Source organism: Salinicoccus hispanicus (assembly GCF_009831115.1).
GTDB lineage: Bacteria > Bacillota > Bacilli > Staphylococcales > Salinicoccaceae > Salinicoccus > Salinicoccus hispanicus.
Window position 1 is genome coordinate 90,496 of sequence record NZ_WUUK01000003.1, and the last position, 25,058, is coordinate 115,553.

Below are 25,058 nucleotides of genomic sequence, written 5' to 3' on the forward strand. Positions count from 1 at the left end.
ATACGTGTAACCTCATCTACATACTGCTAACATGGACTGGAAGAGATCATTTTTAGGGGGCTTATCATGAATAGAAAAAAGGAAGACTTACAGAAGAATACAATAGACAATACTAAGAAAGCTAAGATGACGACAAATCAGGGCTTGCCTATCAGTGAAGACGAATTTTCTTTAAAAGCAGGCGAACGCGGTCCAACGCTTATGGAAGACTTTCATTTTCGTGAAAAGATGACCCATTTCGATCATGAGCGTATTCCGGAGCGTGTAGTACATGCCAGAGGATTTGGTGTACACGGTGAATTCCAAGTGTATGAATCTCTTGAAAAATATACAAAAGCAGATTTTCTAAATGACCCAAGCAAGAAGACGCCCGTCTTTGTTAGATTTTCCACGGTCGCGGGAAATAGAGGTTCCATGGACATCCCACGTGATGTACGCGGCTTTTCTACAAAATTCTATACTGATGAGGGCAACTATGATCTTGTCGGCAACAATATGCCGGTATTTTTCATCCAGGACGCCATCAAATTCCCGGATCTGGTCCATGCTGTAAAGCCCGAGCCTCACAATGAAATTCCACAGGCTGCTTCGGCGCACGATACTTTCTGGGATTTCGTCTCACAAAACACAGAAAGTGCCCATATGATCATGTGGTTGATGAGTGACCGTGCCATCCCAAGAAGTTTAAGGATGATGGAAGGCTTCGGCGTCCATACGTTCAGACTCGTCAACAAGGAAGGGAAGAGCCACTTCGTCAAGTTCCACTGGAAGCCGAAACTTGGTGCCCACCAGGTTGTCTGGGATGAAGCTCAGCTGATCAACGGCAAGGATATCGATTTCCACCGTAGAGACTTGTGGGAGAATATCGATAAAGGAAATGCAGTCGAGTTCGAACTCGGATTGCAGGTCATTCCAGAAGAGGACGAGTTCAACATGGACTTCGATGTTCTCGATCCAACTAAAATCTGGCCAGAAGAAGACGTCCCGGTTCAACTCGTCGGTAAGATGACACTGAACCAGAACGTTGATGATTATTTTGCAGAAACGGAGCAGGTTGCTTTCCATCCTGGCCATGTTGTTCCGGGCATCGACTTCTCAAATGATCCATTGTTGCAAGGTCGACTATTCTCGTACACCGACACACAGCTGATTCGTCTCGGTGGTCCAAACTTCCATCAGATTCCGATCAATCGCCCTGTCTGTCCTTTCGCCAACAACCAGAGGGAAGGCTACAATCAGATGAACATCACTAAAGGACAGACTTCCTATCATAAGAATGCCCTGAATGATAATCAGCCGGAACCAGCCAGTCCTGAGGAAGGCGGCTTTGAACACTACAATGAAAAAGTCGAAGGTAGAAAGGTGCGCGCTAGAAGTGAAAGCTTTAAAGACCACTTCAGCCAGGCTAAACTATTCCTGAACTCTATGCAGCAACACGAGAAACAGCATATGTTTGATGCTCTGAGTTTTGAACTGGGTAAATGCAAGAACATGGAGGTCAGAAACAATGTCCTTAGCGAAGTACTCAATAAGATCGATCGTGAAATGACAGAGTACGTCGCTGAGAAGGTCGGTGCAGAGCTGCCTGAGCAGATTGAGGAATCCACTTATGAAAAGAGCTCTCAGGCACTCAGCATGAAGAATACTCCTGCTTCACTTGAAACACGTACCATCGGTGTCATGATTACACCTGATGTCGCAGAAAAAACATTGAAAGAGACAAAAGATAAGTTCGAAAAACACGGCATTGATGTCAGTTTCATTTCCGATAAGATACAGAGCGTAGGAGATGTGAGAGTTGAAGAGACCTTCGATACCGTTCACTCAGTCCTATTTGACGCTGTTGTTGTGCTAAAAGGCAAGGAGCCACTCCAGCCGGAAGCAATCGAAAATCTCGCCATCGCCTTCAAGCATAAGAAGGCCATCGGCTATGGTGTCGATGAAGGAAATATTTCTGAGGTACTTCCATTTCCAATGGATGCGAAAGGTGTCACGAACATCGAAAAGAACGTCGATCAGTTCCTACAAGATGTCAAAGGACACCGTATATGGGACAGATAGTCAGTTGAACAGGAGGCGCCCTTTGTGGCGTCTCTTTTTTATTCCATGCAAGTTTACATAAGTGTCACATATTATCTTTTGACCAGGGTCTCCTCTCGTGCTAAACTATGGTATATTTCATTTAGTTGAGCATGCTCAACAATTAAGCGGGGCTGTAGTACATGAAAAGAAAAAATGATATTGTCCATAATCTGAGGGACATATACGGTTATGGATATACACGAGTATTCAACGACGTGACCGACTCTGTTGCACGCCTGCATATTTCCAAAACCCAGATGGATATCATCCAGTACATCTACCTGAATGGACATGCGACGCCTTCCGCCCTGGCACTCGAACTGAACGTTCAGAGAAGTGCCGTTACTCATACTGTAAAAAAACTTGAGCGTAAAAAACTTGTCACCGTCAGGCAGAACGAGCTGACACAGGATAAGCGTTCCAAGCTGATTTTTATGACTAAGGAAGCTGAAACATTGCTTGAGGAGTTCATGGATAATATTCTCAGTAAGATCAGAGCGGATGTTTCCAATCTGACGACAGATGAAGAAAAAAAGCTCTACGAAGCAACACTCACAATTTTGAAGTATATACCTGGAGGTACCCAAGATGAAACACATTCTTAAATTCAAATGGCCGGTTACCGTATTGATGCTCATCTTTACTGTAACGACCTTTCTGCTTTCCCCCAACCTGACCCAACTGTCGACAGAAAAAGGGGATATACAGCTATCCGACGAATCTCCAAGTGAACAGGCACGACAGTTCCTTGAGGAATACGGTCAGGATAAGGAAACGATGTCTCTCGTTCTGGAATTTGACGGCGAAGTCAGTTCACATGAGTCGGGCATTGTCTCCTATATTGAAGAGATTCGATCTCTTGATGAAGTGAATAATGTCATCAATCCTTTTACTTATGAAGAATCCGTTCAGAGCAACTTCATCAATAATGAGAATGGCGTCATCATGATTCCGATGGACTATGTTGGTCCTTTGAACGACATCAGCAGCGTTGCGGATTCAATTGAAGAAATGAATACGACTGAAGCCGATACTTCCATGACTTCGAATGAACTGATTCAGAGTACAGTCGAACAGGATGCCATGGAAGGCATACAGTCCACTGAGATATTTACAGTCATCATCGTTGTCGGCGTGCTTCTGCTCATGTTCCGTTCCATTGTGACACCATTTGTACCTGTAGTGGTTGTCGGTGTTGCCTATCTGCTCGGACAGTCATTTGTCGGATGGTTTGTACAGTGGTTCGGTTTCCCGATATCACCACAGACACAAAGTTTTTTGATTGTCATTCTGTTCGGTATCGGTACCGATTACTGTATTCTGCTGCTCAATCGTTTCAAGGAGGAGCTCGAACATCATGAAAAGTATGATGCCATCATCCGCACCTTCTCCACTGCCGGAAAAACAGTATTCATCAGTGGCCTATCCGGTGCCATCGTATTCGGTGTACTCTACTTTGCCAATTTTGAAATATACCGTTCAGCAGTCGGTGTAGCACTCGGTGTCATCTTCCTGCTTCTGGCAATTTTCACACTGCTGCCGATATTGATGTACCTGCTCGGCAGATATATCTTCTGGCCGAACATCAAGAAAACGGAGTTCAAGGAAAGCAGACTCTGGACACCACTCGGCATATTGTCATTGAAATATCCGACACGCATCATCTTCTCCATCTTCGCAATACTTATTGCGATTGCTCTATTCTACAATGATGAAGTGAACTTTGATTCCATCGAAGAGCTGGATGACGGCTACTCGACTGTGCATGCCACCAATGTCGTCAGTGAAAACTTTGACGAAGGACAGCTCTTCCCGGTGGAAGTCATCCTGTCCAATGGTGGGGATCTATTGAACCAGGAGAGCCTGTCGAGGCTTGATGCAGTGGCTTCCACAGTATCCAACCTTGAAGGCGTAAAAGAAGTGCAGACCCTGACACGTCCTGCGGGTGAAGCAATTGAAGATTTCAATGTACGTAACCAGCTGGAGCAGACAAATGAGGGCATTGCAGACATGCAGGATGGTCTATCGGAAATATCTGCTGGTCTGACTGATGCAAGTGACAGCCTTGCTGATACAGGCACATCGGGTGGCGATCTGTCCGAGCTGGAGTCAGGCATTGACGAAATCAATGGCAATATCGGCCAGATCACCGAATATATGACACAGACCGGTGATGCTGAAGGTGCTGCCGAGCAGCTCTCGCAAGTACAGGAAGGTCTAACAACACTATCCGGTGAAGTTTCTGCTGCCAGTACAGAGATGAATGAACAGCAGGCAGCGGCAAACGAACAGCTTACAGAGCTCAGTGACGGGCTTGCCGAATCGGCTGCAGGTATAGATGAGATCCAGGACGGTCTTGAAGAAGTAACCAGCCTGCTTGACGGCATCAGCAATAATGAGGCGGTCGACCAGACCGGCATCCATGTACCGGAGTCATATATAGATAATGAAGAAATTCAGGATGCCATCGACCAGTATGCATTCGGCGACAGCAATGAAGCGCTCACCATGAATGTCATTCTCGCCGTTGATCCATACAGTCATGAAGCCATGTCCACCTTGAATGATATTGAAACAACTGTGGAAGATGAGATCCATCGTCTTGGACGTGATGATACAAATGCCTACTTCTCCGGTGTCACGAGCATGAACCGTGACCTGAATCAGATCTCAAATGACGACTACAACCGGGTTGTGACGATATTCATATTGACACTGTTCGTAGTACTGGCCATCATCTTCAGATCCCTTATCCTGCCGATCTCAATGATCAGTTCAATTTTCATCACCTATTTCGCATCCGTAACCATTACACAATGGCTGCTCGGATTCTTCGGCTACGGTGAACTGAACTGGGCGGTACCATTCTTCAGTCTGATCATATTCGCAGCACTCGGCATCGACTACTCGATATTCATCATCGACCGGTTCCGTGAAGAATTGACAGGACGCAGCATCCGGGATGCAATCGAACAGTCCATCAGACGGATGGGGGGCGTCGTCATTACGGCAGTCATCATTCTGTCCGGTACATTTGCGGCTCTGCTTCCATCCGGGATGATCATACTGATCCAGGTTGCAAGCATCATCATCTTCGCCCTTCTCTTCTACGCATTCATCGTACTGCCACTACTTGTACCTGCGTTTGTCATCACATTCGGACGCGGCAACTGGTGGCCATTCAGAATGCCGGGTGGCAGAGCACGTGAAGAAAAGTTTAAAGACAAGGAATAACGGGTAGATATATATAGTTAAGAAGAATCGAGGAGTGAAAAAATGCCTTCACAAAAAAGTTCCGGTATTGCAGCTGTCCTGAGTGCCCTGGTCAATGGACTTGGACAGATATATAACGGTCAGATTCTGAAAGGAATCATCATCATCCTTATCCAGGTGATAAATGGTGCATTGACAATTGTACTCATTGGTTATGTATTCCTGCCTATTGTATGGATCTACGCTGTTATTGATGCCTATCGCAGTGCTGAAAAGATAAACGCTAGAAATTACCGTAGATATGGCAGATGAAAGTAGGCTTTCGAGCCTGCTTTTTATTTTATGGAAGTTAATAAATATGGTATAATTTCACTGAAGGGTGTGAATAAATATGGAAATAATTGGTCTTCTAGCTGGTCTTGCCATCGTAGGCATACTGCTGGTCATCTTCTTTTCACTGATCGGCCTCGTCAAATGGCTGTTGCAAGGGTACTTCCTTTTCCGCGTGGCTGAGAAAAAGAATCTTGATATTCCGCTGCTTGGATTTGTTCCTTTCGGCACGTTCTATCTTGGCGGTCAGATGTTCGATGGACACGTGCTGGATCGTGGGAAATTCAATCCTAAAACGATCGGCCTCACGTTTGCCATCGTTGGTCTTGTCGTATATGTGATGGGACTTTCCATTGGTGACATTGCCATCTCCTACGTTCTTATGGAATCCATCGCGTTCCTTGGTATTTTCAAAGCCTATACGAAAAACTTTGGTACTGCTGCCCTGCTTGCCGTGCTCAACATGATCACTGTAGGTATAGCATCCATCATCATCCTCTTCCTCTACAACCGTAAACTGGAAGAAGATGCAATGGGTATTGTTGATGAGAGCGACATAGGCGAAGAACAGTATAAAAGCATATAACGTAAAATAGATCCTGGACACTGTCCAGGATCTATTTTTATTCCAACGGTATTTCAAGCAGTCTATCGTCATTCTTGGAAATGCTGCTTCCGTCAGTGTTGCCACATACCGAGAGGATAACAATCAGCAATGGCAAGACCGCTTTTCTCATATCATCCCTTCTTTCCCGGGCTTACTCTGCGTTCACAATTGCCTGGTACAGTATTTCAGTACCATTCTGCATGGCCGAATGCTCAAATGACATGTCCGGATGGTGCAATCCAGGTTCGAGATCGCATCCGATACCAATCATTGCCCCTTTCAGCTTCGGCAGTTTGACAGTATAGTAGTGGAAATCATCGCCGCCACTCGTCACAATCGGTTCCAGGCACTTCTCTTCTCCAAGTACATCCACAATGGATTTACGCAGTACTTCAATCGCATCGGGATGGCTTTCACTTGCCACGATTCCGGAAAACTCCATATCTTCGATTTTGACGTCGTAGAATTCCTCAATGTATTTGAGGATATTGAAGACCCGCTCTTTCAGCTTGTCCATCTGCTCATTTGTTTGCGCGCGCATATCAATGCCGCATTCCGCCACACCAGGGATGATGTTCAACGACTTGCCACCGGCGAGAAACTTCGTCATCTTGACTGAAGAGGGAATGACTGGATTGATGTGTATCTTGGACAGCATATTGACGATATCCGCACCGACCTCAATCGCATTGTGGTTCAGGTGCGGCCTGGCACCATGCGCATCATCACCGACAATCCTGAACTTCAGAGAACCCGCCGAACCGTGCTCGATGCTTGGCGTAGCGAAACCGTTCGTCGCCTCCTCGATCGGTCTCAGATGGATGCCGAAGAAGTAGTCCAGATCATCTATCACCCCTTCATCGACAACAGAAAGTGCCCCAGTCCCCACTTCTTCAGCAGGCTGGAAAATGAAACGTACACCCTTCCTCTCAAGTGCCGGATCATCTTTTATTTTCAGCATTGTGCCGATGACCATTGCAGTATGTGCATCATGGCCACAGGAGTGATTCGCCTGCTTGATGCCGTTCACTTCCTGGTAGAGTGCATCTATATCCGCTCTGATGCCGATGATTTTGTTCCCCTCTTCAAAACTGCCGACATCGCAATAGAGTCCTGTCGTGTTATTGAACTTTACCGGAGCAAAACCCGCTTTTTTCAAATAGTTGTATATGTACTCGGTCGTCTCCGTCTCCTCATAGCTCAGTTCCGGATGTGCATGCATATGTTCAAATACTTCCTGAATATTCTCTTTCAGCAAAATAAAACTCCTTTCATACAAGTTATTGAATAATAATTCACTCTCTACTATAATATATTTAATTGCTTGAAAATTCAAATAGGAGGTATTTTATGACAGACAAAAACGAATCGACTGAAGAAAGTAATGTTAAGACCGAGAAAAAGAAAGGATTCCGCATGCCGGATGCCTATGCCATCCTTTTCGTCTTCCTTGTTCTTGCAGCCATTGCGACATACATAATCCCAGCAGGTACTTTCGAAACCGAAGAGTCCTCTGAAGGCATCGATGTCATCATACCCGGCACATTCAGTGTCATCGACTCCAATCCGGCGGGATTCCTCGACATCTTCAGTGCCATAGTCGAAGGGCTTATCAGCACTTCGAACCTCATATTCCTTGTTCTGATCATCGGTGGTGCGTTTGCAGTCATCGAAAGAACGGGTGCCATCGATGCACTGGTCACTAAAATCATACGAATTACGGAAAATAAGGAATGGCTGCTCATCGCACTTGTCATGGTCGTCTTTTCCATATTCGGTACACTCGGCATTGTCGTCAATGCGGTCATCGCTTTCATCCCGCTTGGCATCATCCTTGCCCGCTCCATGAAAATGGATGCCATCATAGGGATATCCATCATCTATCTTGGCGCCTATGTCGGCTTTGGTGTGGCGGTCCTTGACCCGTTGACCATCGGTTTTGCGCAGCAGATTGCTGAAATACCACTCTTCTCCGGCGCACCGGAACGTACCGTGATGTACATTATTACACTGATCGTAACCATGGCCTATGTCATCTGGTACGCGAATCGCATCAAGAAGGATCCAAGCCGTGGCATATTGAAAGAGAATCCTTTCCCGAAAGTGCCTTCAGAAGGTCAGGATCTTGGTCAGCAGGACATGAAGTTGAAGCATATTCTCGTCCTGCTTGCTCTGGCAGGCGGAATCGGGGCCTATGTCACTGGTGTATTCATCGCCGACTGGAGCCTCGGTGAAATGTCTGCCGTCTTCCTTGTCATCATGGTGGCGGCAGCAATCATCGGCAGAATCCACGTCAACGATATGGTCTCCACCTTCATCGAGGGCGCCAACACAGTACTTTATGGTGCACTCATCATCGGGATGGCCCGTTCAATTGTCGTCATCCTTGAACAGGGAATGGTGCTCGATAGTGTGGTCAACTTCATGGCCGTTGTCATGGAACCTTTCTCCAGTACAAGTGGCGCCATCATCATGTTCCTGGCCAATGGACTGTTCAACCTGATCGTCACTTCAGGCAGTGGCCAGGCGGCGATCGTCATGCCGATCATGGCACCCCTCGCAGATATCATGGATTTCCCGCGTCAGGTGGCTGTGCAGGCCTATACCATGGGTGACGGTTTCACCAACATCATTACACCATTATCCGGTGTCCTGATGGCGAACCTCGCCATTGCAGGCGTGCCGTACACGAAATGGGTCAAATTCGCCCTGCCGCTTGTGCTTATATGGTATGTCCTCGGCATTATCTATATAATTGTCCTTGTAGCCATCAACTGGGGCCCAGTATAGGAGGAGAAATGAATGAAGATTACAGAAATCAGACTGCATCAGCTGATGATGAAGATGAGAACACCTTTCACCACAAGCTTCGGCACACAGCAGGATCGTTTCATTACAATCGTTGAAGCTGTTGATGATACCGGTCGATCCGGTTTCGGAGAATGTGTGTCCGGGGAAGACCCCCTCTACTCCGAGGAGTTCATGGATGCATCCATCATTGCGATGAAGAAGTATTTTGCTCCAATAGTAATCCAGAATGAAATCGATCATCCGGATAAGGTCTGGGAACTTTTCAAACCTTTTAAAAGAAACAACATGGCAAAATCCGCAATTGAAGGTGCCGTGTGGGATCTCTACGCCAAGCAGAACGATATGACACTTGCTGAAGCAATCGGCGGGAAGAAACAGCAGGTGGAAGTCGGTATTTCACTCGGTCTTGAAGACACTGACGAACTGCTTCTCGAAAAAGTCCAGGAGAAGGTCGACGAAGGCTATAAACGCATCAAAGTCAAGATCAAGCCCGGCCGCGATGTCGATATGATCCGCAAGATCAGAGAACGCTTCGGCGACATCCCGCTCATGGCTGATGCCAATTCCGCCTATACACTGGATGATGTCGAGACTTTGAAAGCACTCGACGCATTCGACCTGATGATGATCGAGCAGCCCCTCGCTGCCGGTGACCTCATCGACCATGCCAAGTTGCAGAAGGAAATCAGCACACCGGTGTGCCTCGATGAAAGCATCGATTCCTATGAGTCTGCTCTCGGTGCCATTGAACTTGGCAGTTGTGAGATCATCAATGTGAAGGTCGGACGTGTCGGCGGCATTACACAATCCAGGAAAATTCATGATCTCGCCGAAAAGCACGACATACCTCTATGGTGTGGTGGCATGCTCGAAGCCGGTGTCGGTCGTCTGCATAACATCGCCATCACGACCCTCGGTAATTTCACATTGCCTGGTGATACCGCATCATCGAGCAGATACTGGTATGAAGACATCATCACCCCTGAAGTCGTTGCAGAAGATGGCCTGGTCACAGTCAGTAGTGCACCCGGCATCGGTGCCGATGTCGATTTCGCGAAAATGCAGCAGTATCTGAAGAAGACAGATGTGATCACAGGAGCAGATGCTCCGGACATGATCTTCTATGACTGATCATGAACAGAAGACCCGGAGTGGCCAATTGGCCATTCCGGGTCTTCTTGAATCTATAGGGTGCATCAGGCATCCAGCGCGGTACGGATGCCGAACAGGATCAGTACGACACCGGCTCCTTTGGCAAGCCAGTTCTGGAAAGCTCTGCTTTTGAGCCATTTCTTCATGACATTGACAAGTTCGACGACAATCAGAAACCATAGGGATGAAATGCCGATCAGCAGGCAGGCAAGAATGACCAGCTGCTGGTTCTCTCCGATATTGCCACCGACTGTCATGAATTGCGGCATGATGGTGATATAGAGCAGCAGCACTTTCGGGTTGAGGATATTGCTGATCAGTCCCTGCCTAAAAGCCTCGCCCATCTGTCCTTTTGTCTTTTGCGCCTTGTGCTTCAGATCATCCACAGAGACCAGCTGACCTGCTGTAAAGCTTCTGATGCCGATATAGATCAGATAGGCCGCACCGATATATTTTATAGTGCTGAACAGAAGAATCGAATTCGCAATGACGACAGCGAGACCGATGACTGCGATGAATGTCCAGAACAGATGTCCGAGGATGATGCCGAGAATCGTCACCCTGCCTGCATTGCTGTCGACGTTCAGCGTATTCTTCATGATGATCATCGAATCGGCGCCCGGCATCATCGCAAGAACGATGACGACTGCAATATATGCTGGCAGATTATCCATTACTCCGCCCCCTCTGTCCTTTTTAGTTCCATGACGACAATCTCCGGACGATTGAATACGCGGAACGGGAAGCGGCTGTTGCCAAGACCCCGGCTGACGACCATGCTGGTACCATCTTTGCCATACACCCCTTCAGTATACTGCGGGAGTACACCCTGATGTGGTGCATAAAGTCCTTTGACGATCGGGAGACGGATCTGTCCGCCATGTGCATGACCGGTGAACACGAGGTCGATCGGGAAACGGGTATACATATCGAACAGTTCCGGACGGTGAGACAGCACAATCGTAAAGCGGTCAGACCTGTTCTCAAGCCGATGTTCAAGATCCTGCCTGAAATCAGCCGTCACCTGATGATCTCCATCCGTGCCATAGAACCAGAGATCTTCCATACCGATCAATCTGATATATTCATGACCGATATTCAGACGTTCATTGCTTTTGCTGATATTTTTCATACCGGATGCATCGATCGCCTGCTCGAGCTTATCAAATTTCCTATAATGGGCTTCATGGTTGCCCGTCACATAGTAGGTCGGCAGGATGTCCACAAGCTGTGTGACCAATCCCATCGACCGCTTGAAATTCGGCGTACGGCGGTCGATTACATCACCTGTGACAAATATGACGTCCCCATCGATTTTCTTTATTTCACGAATCAGTTTGGCAGAACGAAAGCCGAACCAGGCATTATGGAAATCAGAGACCTGGATGATCTTATAACCATCAAAAGCTTCAGGGACTCGTACGGATTCATGCGTATGGTAGGTGGTGGTAATATCCTTGTCCTGCTTATAGAGAAAGCGTGCCAGCGCAATGGAAAAGCCTAATGCAATCTGGGAAATCTTCATGTGGCTACCTCGATTTTTCTTTCCATTATAGAGCAAATCAGCACGCCTTGAAACTCATATTCTATTTTTCGTCATCTACATATTTTCCGTGTGACGGTTTTGCCACTTCATCAAAATTTTCGGCAAGCATATTCAGACCTTCACGCAGTTCATCATTCTGCAGTGCCTTGCCATGACCGAATACTGCTGTTTTCGGTTCGATGGATGCCAATTTTTCCACCGATGCTTTTGCCGCTTCCCAGTCGTTTGTGAAATAGACTGGCGGACCGTGTATCTCCTTCTTCTGAGTCATTGTCTTATACAATGAATCCTGCTGCACAGTGACGAATGCATCGCCAACAATCAGTGTACCATCAGAGGCACGATAGAATGAAACATGCCCCTCGGAATGCCCAGGTGTATGAATCCATTCGAATTCAGGCAAATACGGTACTGTACCATCTGCCGGCAGCGGATGTACATTTTCAGCCAGGTCAATCGGTTCTTTCGGATAGATTGATGACATTTTGGCCATCATACCGCCTTCAACCGTTGGATCAGGGTCTGGATAAGGCGTCTTTCCTGTAAGATAGGGAAGCTCAAGCTTATGAGCATAGACCGGCACGTCCCAATGTTCGATCAGTTCAATGATCGAACCGACATGGTCGAAATGCCCATGTGTCAGAATGATGGCCTGTGGCCGCGACCCCTGCCCGAAGCGCTCCTCCACCACTTTGATGATTGCATCTGCCGAATTGGTCAGTCCGGCATCAACCAGTACAAAATCCTGTCCTTCCGGATGTCCAACCATATGCAGATTGACGATCTTGTTCGTATAGGTGCAGAGGTCCGGAAGCACCTCCCTCACATTGCCGCTTTCAGTCGAATAGGTCGGTAAATTTTTGTAGTCACTGCCATATTCCATCCTGCTCATCATAATCCCCCTTGAAATTTAATATATAGCATTCATTTACCCAAGGTTATGGCACTCTATTCCAAAAATAGAAGACTGTCCTCACTTTGAAGACGATCCATCCAGACGAGGTGCCTTCTGATTACATCGAACAGAATGTCGGTCAGACTGACGAATTCGATGGCGAGAATAAGTTTATGCATATGGTAGAATAAAAATGAGGTGATCGATATGGATAGAATCAAGCTCGGAGACTCAGAACTGGAAGCTTCAAGAATAGTCCTCGGCTGTATGCGCATTTCGGAAATGGAAACGAATGCACTGGCCAGGCATATCAGCACGGCAATCGATTGTGGCATCAACCTGTTCGACCATGCAGATATCTATGGCCGTGGGGAATGCGAACGAAAGTTCGGCAGACTGCTCACTACCGAACTGAACAGGGAGGACATCCTGATCCAGAGTAAATGCGGCATCCGTCAAGGAAGTGGAAAGGATATCCAGTACTATGATCTATCAAAGTCATATATTATTGATGCCGTTGATGGCATACTGGAGAGGCTCAGTACGGAGTACCTGGATCTGCTCATGCTGCATAGACCCGATGCACTGATGGAGCCGGAAGAAATTTCAGAAGCATTCGATACACTTTATGATGCTGGAAAGGTCAGACACTTCGGGCTCAGCAACTTCAATGCCACCCAGTTCGATTTTGTCCAGAAATACGTGGGACGCAAGCTCATCACCAATCAGGTGCAGTTCGGACCTGCTGCTTCCCATATGGTCAACAGTGGCATACAGGCGAACACGCCTTTTGATGGGGCTGCAGACAGAGATGGTGGGCTGCTCGAGAAGTCTCGTCTGGATAACGTGACATTGCAGGCATGGTCCCCTTTCCATTACGGCTACTTTGAAGGTATCATCATGGATGACCCGAAATTCGAAGCCCTCAACGAAGTACTCGACGATATCGGCAGGTCCCATGGTATTACGAAGAATGCTGTGGCTGTCGCCTGGATACTGAGACACCCTGCCACCATGCAGACGATTGTCGGTACAACAGACACATCAAGACTTGAAGACATTGCCAAAGCCGGGAATGTCAGGCTGAATCGGGAAGAATGGTACCGTATATACAGTGCAGCCGGTAATATGGTACCTTGATGACACCAGCTTCATGTCACCAATAAAGCCCCCATCAATTGATGGGGGCTTTAAAAATAGATATGATCCTTACCGGATGCAAGTCTACTACTCTTTGTCTGCCGGATACAGGATGTTTGCACTTTCTCTTGCCTTTTCGAATGTTTCCATTACATTTATGGAATGATCCAGCCATCCGGATGCCGATTGATAATCATCATTATCATAAATTTCCTTGAAATCTTCAACTTCAGATACCATATTGTTTTCGTGCTGTCCGAGGTCGATCTTTTCATCATGCCCGTCAGTGCGAATTTCGATGGAATTGATGATATTCGCCGAGCCGTTGACTTTGATATACCCCTGGTCACCTTGGATCAGAATGCTGTTTTCACTTTCCGTATCTTTGGATCCTATACATGTTGCGATGCTTCCTTCATATTCCATCACACACACGCCAGATGTATCGATGCCATTTTCAAATTTATTCGGGAAGTAGGAAACATCTTCAGGTCTGCCCAGCAGTCCGATGACGAAATGAAGATTATAGATGTTAAGGTCCGCCAGTGCACCACCCGAATATTCCAGGTTAAAGACGTTGGGCACTTCTCCGTCTTTCAGTGCATCATATCGGCTCGAATACTGGGAATAGTTCGCCTGGATCACTTTAAGGTCTCCTACTCTGTGCAGATGCTGCTTCAGCACTTTGTAGTGGGGAAGATGGATCCCGGTAACAGCCTCGAACAGAAAAAGACCCTTCTCCCTGCTTAATTCAATCAGTGCCTGCAGTTCCCGTTTATTGGAAGTGAATGGTTTTTCACAGATGACATGCTTCCCATGCTCGAGCGCCTGTCTGGCATACTTGTAGTGCAGATTGTTCGGTGAAGCAATGTAGACAGTATCGTACTGGTCATCAGCAAGCATTTCTTCTACATCAGTAAAGTAGTTGCCGATCCCATGTCCTTCTGCAAAAAGTTTTGCACGTGTTTTCGTGCGTGAATGCACGCCATGGATTTCAACACCTTCAACCTGTTTCGTCGCTTCTATGAACCGGTCTACTATGAAACCAGTGCCTATTGTTGAAATAATCATTGAATCATTCCTTTTCCTGATGTTTTCCTATAGTCTAACATATAAAAATGACGTACATCCGTATGGATGTACGCCTATCTATTGACTTTTCTCTTTTATTATATCGACCTTACGGATCATCTGATCTTCCATGACCATCACTTCGAACTTCAGACCGTCATATCGAAGCGTATCCCCTTCAATAGGAAAATCTTTGAATTCCTTCAGCAGGAATCCTGACAGTGTATCTTCCTCCTGTGGAATATCCGTATCGAATATCGAATTCAGTCGATGAAGTGTAATCTTGCCATCACAGACAATTTGGGTTTCCGTAATGGATTCCACGAGTGCATCGTTCCTGAGGTCCGTTTCATCCTCGATTTCAAAACCAAGCATGGCTTCTATAATATCTTCATGGGTCAGGATGCCTTCCGTACCACCGAACTCATCGATGACGACTGCAAGATGTCGCCGCTCTTTGGTCATCTTGCGCAGGACGTATTCGACCGGCTGGAATTCATGAATGATCAATGGATCCAAGTCGCAGAAGTCCATCAGATTCTTGGATGGATCGACCGACCACTGCAGCAGGTATTTCGAATGGAATACACCGATGATGTCATCCATGTCTTCAGCATATACAGGATAGCGTGTATACATGTGCTTGATGACATGGTCACGCGCTTCCTCATATGTTGCTGTAGAGGAGATGACCTCCATCTCGGTTCTTGGTGTCGTCAAAACGTCCTTTACATTCAGGTTACGGAACTCCAGCACGCCTTTGATCCTGTAGGATTCATCTTTCGCCAGCATCCCTTCGGAATCTGCAATATCAACAATCGTCCGCAGTTCATCTTTGGAAACCGATGATGCACCTTCAAGTTCTCCTTTTGAAAGTACTCTGGCAATCGCATCCGTCAGCCAATTGAGCACAACCGTAATCGGCTTGAAAATAACCACAAAAAAGGTGATTACAGGTGCGACTGCCATGGCGATGGGTTCTGGAAAAGTTGCAGCCACCGATTTCGGAATGACCTCTGCGAAAACGATGATGACAATAGTAAGTGCAGCAGAGGCGATTGCGACATTTATACCATAATCAAGTGCCATTGTCGTTACAAGCGTAGGTAAAAGGATGTTCGCTATATTGTTACCGATAAGTATTGTGGTAATAAATACACTCGGTCTCGAAACCAGTCTCAGGAGACGTTTTGCAGAAGCATCCCCTTTATTCGCCCTGGACTGTAATTTCATTTTATTGACTGCTGTCAGGGCTGTTTCACTACCTGAAAAGAACAGTGAAACGAACAGCAGTATAATGATCGCAATGATCAATTTTTATCCTCCTCGAATATCTCTCTGATTATCTTAATATGATTTTGCACAGATTCTTTTCATTTTACCATTTTTCGTTGTGAATGTGTACTTATTTGCCATATTGCCTATAGAAAAATACCTGCTCCATTGAGAGCAGGCAGAATTCCTGTTTAAATCTTCACATCATAACCCTGATCTTCTATAGCTTCTTTCATGGTCGATTCGTCCACTTTCGATTTATCATATTCCACATCCACTTTATTCTCGTCAAGATTGACATTGGCAGAACTGACACCTCCGAGTCCCGATAGTGCACCTTCGACGGCACTTCTGCAATGTTCACAAGTCATACCTTCCACCATGATTGTTTTCTGAGCCATGCAAAATCCCCCTTGTCCAGCATCTATAATTTACCTCTGTATGTGTATTCATTTGCTGCATCTCTCGTACCCGCCCCGGACATGAGATACTCCACAGTCCGAATAAGGCTCCGGCTAGAGAAATCGGAAGTTGTTTATTTTCACCTTGTCATTCGGCACTGCCGGGATATCGTTGAACTCAAAGCTGAAATCCTGATCCGGCACATCATATGCAAGATGATTGACGAGAAAGTCGAGTGTTTCCCGCATCATGACAATCGTTACAAATTCTCCGGCACATCGGTGTCCGAAGTCGTAACTCCCTCCGCCCTGCGGAATGAAGTTGAACGGTGTCTGCTGCCAGCCTTTAAAGCGTTCCGGCATGAATATATCAGGATCCACCCAGTCCGAAGGGTGGCGGTTCGTACCATATAGATCAAGCAGCGTCAGCGTTCCCGCTTCGAAAGAATATCCTTGCCACTCGAAATCGGCATCCGTCCTTGCAGCTGCAAAAGGAAAGAATGGATAATATCTGCGCACTTCCTGGATGAACCATTCAAGTTCGATATCATCGGCACCTTTCAGCTTGTGCTTTTCTTCAGGGAACTCATGCAGTGCAAGACCGATCATTGCCACCCATACACTCACAGCGTTCATCGGGCGTATGAGGTTCAGAATTTCAACTGCTACAGTCTTTTTATCCAGCAGATTGCCTTTTTCATCCCGATGCCAGGAAAAGGTGTAGAGTGCTTTCCCCTGATCCACTTCAATCCGGCCTTCCCTGACGTCTTCTACAAGACCCTCAATCCAGTCGTTGACCTTCGACCGGGAGCGGCGGCCTTTCCAGTGCTGGATACCCAGTGCAGCCGGCGACTCGTACAGATCGGAAATCCGGGATGCCAGCGTTTCCTTCTCGGGATCTTCAAGCGGCACACCCGTCCACTTGCAAGCAACTTGAAGGAAGACCACTTTGGCAGCTTCATACAAGGACACGGTCTCAAGACTTCCTGCTTCTTTAAAATATAATTGCCAATACTGAGGCACGAGCATTCCAATCTCATCCATGGCCTCGTCATCCATCAGGGACATGAACATGCCCTTTCTGTTGTAGTGCGCCTCTTCATCCAGTGTCTGGACACCACCTTCACCAAACAGTGTCTTCTCCACTCTGGCAGGTGCAGCATCCCGCCGTCTGAAGCGTGTATCATCATAGAAAAGCTCCGCCGCTTCGCTGCCTGTCAGGCATATCGCCTTCTCTCCCATGATTCTCGTTTCAAATACATCGGTATTCAATGCTTCACGCCTGTTCATTATGAAGCCATATCCCTCTTTAAGTACATTCAGTGTTCGATCGAGTCCTTCATCCCTAGGCATATCCTGTGCCACCATATCTCCTCCCATGAATGCGTTTCCGGTACTCTTCTCTTCCCCTTCTCGCAAGCTTTAAGCATATGAATCAGTATAAGAAAACAGACCTATGGATCAGGTCTGCTTCTTATCATCTTTTGGTCTGAGCACAAAAAAGTTCGTCACTGCAAAAAATATTCCTGCAAGTATGCCGAGCAGCCAGTTATCGAAGCCGACTCCAATCAGTACTAGAAAAAATACCCCTATGGTCAGAGCGATGGCTATACGCATATATCTTCACCTTCCAAATCTGAAACACCCTACAATGCACTGATTATACTTTTTATCATCCTCATGATGAGTCCGAATGAACTCAGGAACATTTCGAATAGAAAGCTGTACCAGGCGTCGTGCTTATGGAGCGGTGTCTCGTTCTTTTCATTTTCTTTTGCCATGGATATCCTCACCCACCTGCATCATTCTAATGGTCCTCACAAAGAATCACAAGGATCTACTGGTGCTTTTCAAGAAATTCGAGCATGGTCTTGTAAACTTTGATCTCGTTCTTTTTCTTTGAAAATCCATGACCTTCATCATCCAGGACAAGGTAGTCGATCTCCCTGCCTGCACCTCTCAACTCCTCGACAATCTGGTCCGATTCCTCCTTGACGACCCTCGGGTCTTTTGCTCCCTGAATGACCAGCATCGGTTTTGCCATCGTATCCAGGTAGGTGATCGGCGAATCTTTTTCAAACCTTTCCTTATCCTTCTGAGGATCCCCGATCCACCGTTCCATGATCGGCTTCCAGTGATCCGGTACGGAGTTATAGAAGGTGAAGAGGTTGGAGACACCGAATATATCGACGACTGCCTTGAAGTATTCCGGATGTCGGCCGTGCAGCAGCAGTGCCATATAGCCGCCATAGCTGCCACCGACAAGGAAGAGTTTTTCAGGAGACGAGATGCCGTTATCAAACAGCCATTCAATAGCCGACACATTATCGAGACGTGGACCATGGCCCCAATCCTGCTCGACAAGCTTTACAAATGAAGACCCGTAGCCCGTGCTGCCTCGGAAATTCGGACAGAATATATTATAGCCGCGGTTCAGGAACATCTGGAACATCGCCCGGTAGAACTTGCGCTCTGCCGCCTGCGGTCCGCCGTGTGGCCAGAATATCGTATAGCCATTACTGTTCTCTTCCTTCGCACGGAACAGCAGTGCCTCGATCTGCAGTTCATCATAGGAAGTGTACTTTATGGTTTCAGGCTCCACCATATCATCGGACGTCACACCAAGTACGCGGTTCTTGGTCAGTGGTGTCCATTCCTCCTGGCTGAATTTCCAGATGTTGAACGGTTCTGCTGCACTGCCACCAAGTACATAGAGGTTTCCACTCTTTGCTGCAGCAAGCTGTCTGATGGAGTCGAACGGCAATGAGATTTCATCAGACAGATCATGATTGAGGTCATAATAGTAGAGCTTATCCACAACCCCCTTCTCTGTTGTGAGATAGAGCATGTTTGTATCCCGGTTGAACTGGAGGTCCGTCAACGACTCATAGCCGAAGTCCATGACTTTTGAAAACTCTTTATTCTCCAGATTGTATTTTGCCAGATAGTTATACTCACTCTCGTAGTCCGTGCTGAACCAGATTTCGTCATCCTTTACGAAGGTCAGGCCGCCGACCGTATGCACAACATCCGGATCCGGTGTAATAAAGTCGACGCCCGACGGCGTCTTGACGAAGCCGAGAATATAAGTGTTGGCCAGCAACTGGAGGTGCGCTGTATTCTTTTCATCGATCGATACATCAGCCAGGTAGGTCGGTCCCCGCTCTCCTTCATGCAGCGTCCGCTCTTCACCCGTCTCGATATCGAACACCAGGGTGTTCAGGAAACTCTCATTCCCTTTTGAAGTCATGTAGTACACTTTTGTGCCATCCTGGGACAGCTTGGCAAAGAAGTACTTCTCATCCGCTTCGCCGGTGATCAGCGGCTTCGGCACACCACCTTCCGGCCCCGTTGCATAGATCTGGTAGTTCTCATCCCCATCGTGATCATATCCAGCCAGAACATAGCGGCTCTTCGGATCATATTTTATAAAGTTCGTGCTCTCATCCTTCTGCGCAAAAAGGTATGGATATGTATCTGCAGTATCCATAGCCCAGATATTCACTTTGCCATTCAGGTTGGTGCTGAACAGGATCTTTTTTTCATCCGGACTCACAGTAAAATTGTTGATATTATAGGATGTAAAGAATTGTTCGACCGTCGGTTTTGGAAATTCAATCATTGTACAGACCCCTTTTTATTTAAGTATATGCTTTCCACCATTGTAGTCGAAAATCATTTTTGTGACAATTCAGAAATATAAAAGTGGTGATTTTGTCTGTTTTGTTACCTCTCCATCGCAGACGCTACCAAGGCGAGTTAACCTCCTATCTCGCCATCGTAGACGCTACCAAGGTGAATTAACCTCCTACCTCTCCATCGCAGACGCTACCAAGGCGAGTTAACCTCCTATCTCGCCATTGCAGACACTGCGAAGGTGAGTTAACCTCCTATCTCTCCATCGCAGACGCTACCAAGGCGAGTTAACCTCCTATCTCTCCATCGTAGACGCTACCAAGGTGAATTAACCTCCTACCTCTCCATCGCAGACGCTACCAAGGTGAGTTAACCTCCTATCTCGCCATCGCAGACGCTGCGAAGGCAAATTAGAAACCGAGCTCCACATTCACTCTCCACAAACAAAAAACAGCATGCACATAATGTGCATGCTGTTCCTGGTGTTACTTGATATTGATGACGACATCATCATTGCTTACTTTGCCAAATTCTCTGGCTGCAATTTCTGTACCGGCTGGTCCAGTGATGATGATCGGTGTGATGTCGCTCTTCGCGTTCTTTCTGATATGGTCGAGGTCGACTTCCATCAGTACATCACCTTTTTTGATCTTGTCTCCGCTCGCAACTTTCAGGTCGAAGCCTTCACCTTTCAGGTTGACTGTATCGAGTCCGAAGTGGATGAGGAGTTCCAGTCCGCCTTCATTGACGAGACCGAGTGCGTGCTTGGTCGGGAAGTCAGTGACGATTTCCCCGTCGAATGGTGCTCTGACTGTACCGCTTGATGGTTTGATTGCAATGCCATCACCCATCATTTTCTCACTGAAGACCTGATCCGGCACTTCGGAAAGATCGACTGCTTCGCCTTCGATCGGTGAATAGACATCTTTATTTTCATCGGACATCATCTGTGAGTCCTTGGCTGCTTCCATATCATCGTCTGTGGATTCCGTCACTGTTGTTTCAGCTGGTGAAGAAATTTCTCCGTCGATGATGCGCTGCATGTCATTTCTGATCTGGTCGGATTTCGGTCCGAAGATTGCCTGCATATTATTGCCGACTTTCATGACACCTGAAGCACCAAGTGCTTTCAGTCCCGGCTCATCAACAGCAGCAGTATCCGCAACTTCTACACGCAGACGTGTGATACATGCATCGAGATGCTTGATGTTCTCTTCTCCACCCATTGCAGCAAGTACATTGAATGGCAGCTCCTGCGCTGTAGAGACTGTTGTTTCTGACGTTTCATCTTCTCTGCCTGGTGTTTTGAGGTTGAGTGCCTGGATGAGTACACGGAAGATGACATAGTAGATGACCGCATATGCAGCACCCACAACAAGTACCCACCACCATTCGGTACGGTTCTGAAGAATACCGAAGAGGAAGAAGTCGATGAAGCCACCTGAGAATGTGTAGCCCAGATTCAAGTCAAGCAGGTACAGGATGAGGAAGCTGAGTCCATCCAGTACTGCGTGAATGACATAAAGGATTGGAGCAACAAAAAGGAATGCGAATTCGAGTGGTTCTGTGATCCCTGTCAGGAAACTTGTCAATGCTGCTGAGAGCATGATACCCGCAACATACTTCTTACGTTCAGGACGTGCTGTATGGTACATGGCCAGTGCGGCTGCCGGCAGACCGAACATCATGACCGGGAATTCACCCTGCATGAAGTTACCTGCTGTCAGTTCAACACCATCACGCAGCTGTGCGAAGAAGATGTTCAAGTCTCCACGTACAATTTCTCCTGCTGCATTCGTGTATGTTCCGAATTCGAACCAGAATGGTGCGTGGAAAATATGGTGCAGTCCGAATGGGATAAGTAGTCGTTTGATCATACCGAAAGCAAATACACCAATTGCTGTATTTTCTTCCATGAGCCAGAGTGATACTTCGTTCATTGCACTCTGGATCGGTGGCCAGACGATGAACATTGCCAGACCGATGATGAATGCCAGTGCTGCCGTCACAATCGGCACGAAACGTTTTCCGGCAAAGAAACCGAGGAAGTCCGGCAGATTGATATTGTAGAATTTGTTGTAGGCCCAGGCAGCGAGTATACCGATGATGATACCACCGAATACACCTGTCTGGATTGTTGGAATTCCGAGTACACTTGCAAAGGCCGGATCATCTGAAGCCATCTCCGGCGTCACGCCTGCAATCTGTCCCATTGTAACGTTCATGATCATGTAGCCGACGAATGCTGCAATCGCTGCAACACCGTCACCTTTGGCAAGGCCGACTGCTACACCTAATGCAAAGAGTAAGGCCAGGTTATCGAATACAACCGAGCCCGCGGCCTGAAGCATGTCGGATAGGGCAACAATCCAACCGGCTTCCAAAAACGGCAGCCATTCAACCATTGCTTCGGTCTGCAGTGCAGCACCGATACCGAGCATCAGACCGGCAGCCGGCAAGATTGCAACGGGTAGCATCAGGGCTTTACCAATACGCTGAAGCTGTCCAAAAAGCTTTCTGAACATAATATTTTTCCTCCCAATACTATATTTTTTATGAAGAAGACACAGAAAAAGGACACGAGAATACAGAGAATAGTTAAATAAACCATTCCTGTAGACTCATGCCCTTTCGGTAACACGTCTATTTAGAATAATGTCTGAAATGCTGTATATGCATGGTAAGATAAACGACTTCCGAGTCATACACCTTACGCTGCAGTTTATTCTGTATCATCTTCATAATTTTTACAGCTATATTATAACACACCGGATATTGCGCTTTCAACAGCAAATCGAACTGTTCCTGCGAAGGTACGCTTTCACCATTCATCACCCGCTGTACACAGAAGCTGATATGCCGTACAAACCGGTCATACTGGATGGATGACTGGTCGATGGTCGTATCGAGTCCGTATTCGATGATGACGATCGCCTGGTGGACGACTTCCGACAGGACATTCATATCATGAATGGACCGGTTGTATATGGATGAGTGCACATGGAGCGCAATAAAGCCCACTTCCGCTTCCGGCAGGTGGATTCCATATTTTTTGTTGAACATCTCAACGACTGCTTCCGCGATTCTGAATTCCTTCGGATAGAGTGCTTTCGTCTCATTGACGAAAGGATTGGTGATTTCTATGCCCTCCTCCTGCCGCTTCATTGCGAAAAGCAGATGGTCCGTCAGCGACAGCAGAATCCTGTTGTTGATATTTTCGGTCGTCATCTCATCAATCAGTTCGATCGCTTCCAGCGTGGACTGGAAAAGCCGTTCGTCCGCCATGGTCAGAAGGGTCTGATACCTGCTTGTATCCTGCTGGCCTTCAAGCTTGTACACTTTATCCGCCTCTTGAATATCCAGCACATCCCCATCCTTCTTGCCGAATCCGATACCTCGGCCGATCAGCACGACTTCCTCAAATTCATCCTTACCGATTACTACGTTATTATTCAGTGCTTTCTCAATCGTTACCAAAGGGTCTCCCACTTTCATCATCTGCTCATTCAAATATATATAACGCAGACGATAAGTGCAAGGTGTACATTTCCAATAAAAAAAGCCGGGATTGCCGGCTTGGAGTATATTACCCACGAGTCGTGAAGTTGACGAGCGAGCGGATTGCAGTTTCAATGCTTTTCTCGGAAAAGATGACTTCAGGGCTGTGGAGGGAATACGTGCTTTTCTCCTCGTCCCTGATCTGTGTACCGATACGGAATGCTGCACCGACGTAATCCTGCATATAGAAGGCGAAGTCCTCGGAACCCATGGAAGGCTCCTTCAGTTCATGGAATTTCACATCATCACCACTGCTGATGAAGTCGTTGACGAGCGCTTTGTTATTGATGACAGGTGGACAGTAGCGGCTGTATTCTATATCACAGTCGGCATCCGACATCTTCATCAGATCATCCGTATACTCCTCGAGCATATGCTTCGCCATTTCAATCGATTTTTCCGAGAAGCTGCGGATACTACCGCCAAAATGAAGTTCATCCGGAATGACGTTATTCTTCTCTCCGGCATGAATCTGACCGACGGTAATGACAACAGGTGTCGCCGGATCATTGAATCTTGAAGCAATTCCCTGGATGAACTGGATGATGTTCGAAGCCAGATATATCGGATCGGCCGTCGTGTCCGGATGGGCGGCATGTCCTCCTTTGGCAGTCAGTTTGACATCAAAGGTGATCGAGCCGGCCATCATGTCCTCCTCCCTGTAGCCGACGAGCCCTTCCTCGAGCGTCGGCCACGTATGGAACATGATCATCTTGTCTACAGGTATTTCAAGACGCTTCAGTTCGTCATTGATATATTTCGCACCTTCCAGCGTCTCCTCTGCAGGCTGGAAAATGAAGACCAGGTTACATTTGAGATCTTCATGCAGTTCATTGATCACTTTCGCAAACCCATAGACGATGCTCGTATGGATGTCGTGCCCACAGGCATGCATGACGCCTTCATTTTCAGACTTGAAATCAAGATCGTTCTGCTCTGTAACCGGCAGGGCATCCATATCTGCCCGTACACCGATATACTCGTAGCTCGGATCCTTCTCCAATACTCCGATCAGCCCGGTCTCCTCTGACAGTTCATAAAATTTTATATTCGTGTCCTCCAGACCATTGGCTACAAGTTTCGTCGTCTGATATTCCTTGAAGCTCAGTTCCGGTTCCTTATGAAGTCTTCTTCTGAAGTTGATGACATGGTCCAGATGGTTTTCTATTGCGTGATCTTTTACAGTCATGATAAACCCACTTTCTTTTTAATGTCATTGTAGAATCCCATTCATAGTATGTTTAGCCGTTTCAGATGGGACTAAACACCAGATATCAATTTTGAATTGCATGACATTTTCCATTTGATTGTAAAATGCATATAGAAAAGGGTATAATATTA

23 protein-coding genes are annotated in these 25,058 nt (G+C 46.9%); 8 read left to right on the forward strand and 15 right to left on the reverse strand.

Translation table 11 applies throughout. The annotated features are described in order from the left end of the window. Nucleotides 1-66: 66 nt before the first annotated feature. The 5 genes from GQ671_RS07965 to GQ671_RS07985 all read left to right on the forward strand — a co-directional run bounded on the left by GQ671_RS07965 (nucleotide 67) and on the right by GQ671_RS07985 (nucleotide 6,211). The gene (locus GQ671_RS07965) at nucleotides 67-2,061 is read left to right on the forward strand and encodes a catalase (protein WP_160655317.1); all 1,995 of its coding nucleotides are present in this window, start codon (nucleotides 67-69) and stop codon (nucleotides 2,059-2,061) included. A 161-nt stretch (nucleotides 2,062-2,222) separates the two neighbouring features. Next, the gene (locus GQ671_RS07970) at nucleotides 2,223-2,687 is read left to right on the forward strand and encodes a MarR family winged helix-turn-helix transcriptional regulator (RefSeq protein WP_160655320.1); all 465 of its coding nucleotides are present in this window, start codon (nucleotides 2,223-2,225) and stop codon (nucleotides 2,685-2,687) included. Then, nucleotides 2,671-5,316: an MMPL family transporter gene (locus tag GQ671_RS07975; protein ID WP_160655323.1), complete on the forward strand. Its 2,646-nt coding sequence runs from the start codon at nucleotides 2,671-2,673 to the stop codon at nucleotides 5,314-5,316. The genes GQ671_RS07970 and GQ671_RS07975 overlap by 17 nt, the downstream gene beginning before the upstream one ends. Before the next feature lie 42 nt (nucleotides 5,317-5,358). Continuing rightward, nucleotides 5,359-5,607 carry a hypothetical protein gene (locus GQ671_RS07980; RefSeq protein WP_160655326.1) on the forward strand — a complete coding sequence of 83 codons (249 nt, stop codon included), beginning with the start codon at nucleotides 5,359-5,361 and terminating at the stop codon, nucleotides 5,605-5,607. A 79-nt stretch (nucleotides 5,608-5,686) separates the two neighbouring features. Beyond that, nucleotides 5,687-6,211, forward strand: a complete 525-nt coding sequence (locus GQ671_RS07985; RefSeq protein ID WP_160655329.1) for a hypothetical protein — start codon at nucleotides 5,687-5,689, stop codon at nucleotides 6,209-6,211. Between the two features lie 172 nt (nucleotides 6,212-6,383). Here GQ671_RS07985 and GQ671_RS07990 read toward each other — a convergent pair whose 3' ends face one another. Next, the gene (locus GQ671_RS07990; protein ID WP_160655332.1) at nucleotides 6,384-7,490 is read right to left on the reverse strand and encodes an amidohydrolase; all 1,107 of its coding nucleotides are present in this window, start codon (nucleotides 7,488-7,490) and stop codon (nucleotides 6,384-6,386) included. A 92-nt stretch (nucleotides 7,491-7,582) separates the two neighbouring features. Here GQ671_RS07990 and GQ671_RS07995 point away from each other — a divergent pair, with 92 nt between their 5' ends. Both GQ671_RS07995 and menC read left to right on the forward strand, forming a co-directional pair. Then, nucleotides 7,583-9,022, forward strand: coding sequence for a YfcC family protein (locus GQ671_RS07995; protein WP_160655335.1), 1,440 nt, complete (start codon nucleotides 7,583-7,585; stop codon nucleotides 9,020-9,022). A 12-nt stretch (nucleotides 9,023-9,034) separates the two neighbouring features. Further along, on the forward strand, nucleotides 9,035-10,174 hold the full coding sequence (menC, locus tag GQ671_RS08000; RefSeq protein WP_160655338.1) for an o-succinylbenzoate synthase: 1,140 nt from the start codon (nucleotides 9,035-9,037) through the stop codon (nucleotides 10,172-10,174). Nucleotides 10,175-10,239: 65 nt separating this feature from the next. On the opposite strand, the gene GQ671_RS08005 is transcribed toward menC, so the two are convergent. From GQ671_RS08005 to GQ671_RS13070, 4 genes are all read right to left on the reverse strand, one after another. Next, complete coding sequence (locus GQ671_RS08005) at nucleotides 10,240-10,869, reverse strand: LysE family translocator (RefSeq protein ID WP_160655342.1); 630 nt, start codon at nucleotides 10,867-10,869, stop codon at nucleotides 10,240-10,242. Continuing rightward, the gene (locus GQ671_RS08010; protein WP_160655345.1) at nucleotides 10,869-11,720 is read right to left on the reverse strand and encodes a metallophosphoesterase; all 852 of its coding nucleotides are present in this window, start codon (nucleotides 11,718-11,720) and stop codon (nucleotides 10,869-10,871) included. The genes GQ671_RS08005 and GQ671_RS08010 overlap by 1 nt, the downstream gene beginning before the upstream one ends. Before the next feature lie 61 nt (nucleotides 11,721-11,781). Beyond that, nucleotides 11,782-12,636 (reverse strand): MBL fold metallo-hydrolase, encoded by an 855-nt coding sequence (locus tag GQ671_RS08015; RefSeq protein WP_160655348.1) that lies wholly within the window; start codon nucleotides 12,634-12,636, stop codon nucleotides 11,782-11,784. A 53-nt stretch (nucleotides 12,637-12,689) separates the two neighbouring features. After that, nucleotides 12,690-12,815, reverse strand: a complete 126-nt coding sequence (locus tag GQ671_RS13070) for a hypothetical protein (RefSeq protein ID WP_281354840.1) — start codon at nucleotides 12,813-12,815, stop codon at nucleotides 12,690-12,692. A 28-nt stretch (nucleotides 12,816-12,843) separates the two neighbouring features. Here GQ671_RS13070 and GQ671_RS08020 point away from each other — a divergent pair, with 28 nt between their 5' ends. Then, entirely contained in the window at nucleotides 12,844-13,776 is a 933-nt protein-coding gene (locus tag GQ671_RS08020) for an aldo/keto reductase (protein WP_160655351.1), read from the forward strand. An 87-nt stretch (nucleotides 13,777-13,863) separates the two neighbouring features. On the opposite strand, the gene GQ671_RS08025 is transcribed toward GQ671_RS08020, so the two are convergent. From GQ671_RS08025 to GQ671_RS08065, 10 genes are all read right to left on the reverse strand, one after another. After that, on the reverse strand, nucleotides 13,864-14,847 hold the full coding sequence (locus GQ671_RS08025; protein ID WP_160655354.1) for a Gfo/Idh/MocA family protein: 984 nt from the start codon (nucleotides 14,845-14,847) through the stop codon (nucleotides 13,864-13,866). 78 nt (nucleotides 14,848-14,925) lie between these two features. After that, nucleotides 14,926-16,161, reverse strand: a complete 1,236-nt coding sequence (locus tag GQ671_RS08030) for a hemolysin family protein (protein WP_160655357.1) — start codon at nucleotides 16,159-16,161, stop codon at nucleotides 14,926-14,928. A 152-nt stretch (nucleotides 16,162-16,313) separates the two neighbouring features. After that, the gene (gene copZ, locus GQ671_RS08035; protein WP_160655360.1) at nucleotides 16,314-16,523 is read right to left on the reverse strand and encodes a copper chaperone CopZ; all 210 of its coding nucleotides are present in this window, start codon (nucleotides 16,521-16,523) and stop codon (nucleotides 16,314-16,316) included. 114 nt (nucleotides 16,524-16,637) lie between these two features. After that, nucleotides 16,638-17,903, reverse strand: a complete 1,266-nt coding sequence (locus GQ671_RS08040; protein ID WP_246153209.1) for a cytochrome P450 — start codon at nucleotides 17,901-17,903, stop codon at nucleotides 16,638-16,640. A gap of 81 nt (nucleotides 17,904-17,984) precedes the next feature. Then, complete coding sequence (locus GQ671_RS08045; RefSeq protein WP_160655363.1) at nucleotides 17,985-18,140, reverse strand: hypothetical protein; 156 nt, start codon at nucleotides 18,138-18,140, stop codon at nucleotides 17,985-17,987. 29 nt (nucleotides 18,141-18,169) lie between these two features. Continuing rightward, nucleotides 18,170-18,304: a hypothetical protein gene (locus tag GQ671_RS13075; protein WP_281354841.1), complete on the reverse strand. Its 135-nt coding sequence runs from the start codon at nucleotides 18,302-18,304 to the stop codon at nucleotides 18,170-18,172. Nucleotides 18,305-18,360: 56 nt separating this feature from the next. Next, nucleotides 18,361-20,145 carry a S9 family peptidase gene (locus GQ671_RS08050; protein WP_160655366.1) on the reverse strand — a complete coding sequence of 595 codons (1,785 nt, stop codon included), beginning with the start codon at nucleotides 20,143-20,145 and terminating at the stop codon, nucleotides 18,361-18,363. Between the two features lie 499 nt (nucleotides 20,146-20,644). Then, complete coding sequence (ptsG, locus tag GQ671_RS08055; RefSeq protein WP_160655369.1) at nucleotides 20,645-22,684, reverse strand: glucose-specific PTS transporter subunit IIBC; 2,040 nt, start codon at nucleotides 22,682-22,684, stop codon at nucleotides 20,645-20,647. A gap of 118 nt (nucleotides 22,685-22,802) precedes the next feature. Next, entirely contained in the window at nucleotides 22,803-23,636 is an 834-nt protein-coding gene (gene glcT, locus GQ671_RS08060; protein ID WP_160655373.1) for a glucose PTS transporter transcription antiterminator GlcT, read from the reverse strand. Between the two features lie 109 nt (nucleotides 23,637-23,745). Beyond that, a complete protein-coding gene (locus GQ671_RS08065) occupies nucleotides 23,746-24,906 on the reverse strand; it encodes a M20 metallopeptidase family protein (protein WP_160655376.1) in 1,161 nt (386 codons plus the stop codon). Nucleotides 24,907-25,058 lie beyond the last annotated feature (152 nt).